1 pseudogene is annotated in these 641 nt (G+C 69.7%); it reads left to right on the top strand.

What is annotated here, in order from left to right:
* A pseudogene (locus E4P43_RS19695) lies at positions 1-641 on the top strand (ATPase P); the annotation flags it as partial.

Raw genomic sequence — 641 nt, 5'->3', positions numbered from 1 at the left:
GGCCACCACGCCGGGATGTCGATGGATGACATGGCTCGCGACATGCGCAACCGCTTCCTGGTGGCCGCGCTGCTGTCGATTCCGATCCTGCTGTGGTCCCCGATCGGCCGGGAGGTGATCGGCTTCGAGGCGGCGGCGCCGTTCGGGCTGCGCGACGACGTTTTCTCGCTGCTCCTGTCGCTGCCGGTGATCTTCTATTCGGCCTGGATCTTCTTCGACGGCGCCTATCGGGCGCTGCGCGCCCGCACCCTGGACATGATGGTCCTGGTCGCGGTCGCGGTCGGCGCGGGCTGGCTGTACAGCCTGGTCATCACGCTCACCGGCGGCGGTGAGGTCTTCTACGAGGCCGCCACCGTGCTGACCGCGTTCGTGCTGCTCGGCCACTGGTTCGAGATGCGTGCCCGTGGCGGGGCGAACGACGCCATCCGTGCGCTGCTGGAGTTGGCGCCACCTCGGGCGGTCGTGATCCGCGGCGGCCAGCCGGTGGAGGTGCCCACCGCCGAGGTCGTCACCGGCGATCTGCTGCTGATTCGGCCCGGCTCGAAGATCCCCGTGGACGGCGTCGTGGAGGACGGCGAGTCCGAGGTGGACGAGTCCATGGTCACCGGCGAGAGCCTGCCGGTGCACAAGGCCACCGGCTC

It is taken from the genome of Blastococcus sp. TF02A-35, assembly GCF_004571075.1.
Lineage (GTDB): Bacteria > Actinomycetota > Actinomycetes > Mycobacteriales > Geodermatophilaceae > Blastococcus.
This window is presented reverse-complemented; position numbering and strand designations above follow the sequence as displayed.